The organism is Haemophilus sp. HMSC066A11 (assembly GCF_001811665.1).
GTDB lineage: Bacteria > Pseudomonadota > Gammaproteobacteria > Enterobacterales > Pasteurellaceae > Haemophilus > Haemophilus influenzae.
This window is the reverse complement of record NZ_KV805902.1, coordinates 29377-30413: the sequence shown is the minus strand read 5'-3', so window position 1 is coordinate 30413 and position 1037 is coordinate 29377. Positions and strand designations below refer to the sequence as shown.

The window sequence follows — 1037 nt, the reverse complement described above, 5'->3', positions numbered from 1 at the left end:
AAAAGCAGACCCATACAAAATTGAGCAAGACAGTACATTATTAAAATTATCTTTCAATCCTACTGAAAATCATCGTTTTACCCTTGCAGCAGATTTATATGAACATCGTTCTCGTGGGCAAGATTTATCCTATACACTAAAATATCAACGTAGTGGTCATGAAACCCCTGAGGATGATTCTAGACACACCAATGATAAAACAAAGAGACGTAATATTTCCTTTAGCTATGAAAATTTCTCTCAAACTCCATTTTGGGATACATTAAAAATCACTTATTCTGATCAACGTATTAAAACTCGTGCACGCACAGATGAGTATTGTGATGCTGGAGTAAGACATTGTGAAGGCACAGACAATCCTACGGGACTAAAATTAACAAATGGGAAAATAACACGTCGAGATGGTACACCACTTGAATTTAAAAAAATTGACGGAACTGAAGAATATGAGTTCGATAAATTTATTGATACTGATGGGAAAGTAATAGAAGATAAACTAACCCGAAAGAGAGCCTCTGAGACTTGGTATGATTGTTCAATATTTGATTGTGAAAAAGATAAAACAATCCAAGCTTTTGAAGGTAGATATAATAAAGGAAAGTTGAAAAAAGTTGAACTTAAAACAGAAAAATTAAATGGCAAAACATTCGCTAGAATAAAGGATAGTGATAGGGGTAGTTATAGTAATCCAATACAGTCTATTTTTCCTTCTTCTCCGGGTTATTTAGTACGCGACTGGCAAGAGCGAGATTTAGACACCAACACCCAACAATTAAATTTAGATTTAACCAAAGACTTCAAAACTTGGCGTGTTGAACATAATCTACAATATGGTAGCTCATATAATACAACGATGAAGCGTATGGTTAATCGTGCTGGTAATGATGCCACTGATGTGCAATGGTGGGCTGAACGTACTTTAGGCTTTAAAACAAGCTGGTCCGCACCAAAAGACACTCCAGAAACCTGTGAAGGATCATATACCTGGAATGCCTTTCTTTGCCCTAGAGTTGATCCTGAATTTTCTTACTTATTAC

General features: G+C 35.6%; 1 pseudogene. It reads left to right on the top strand.

What is annotated here, in order from left to right:
- Positions 1–1037: pseudogene (locus HMPREF2813_RS10085) on the top strand (TonB-dependent receptor); the annotation flags it as partial.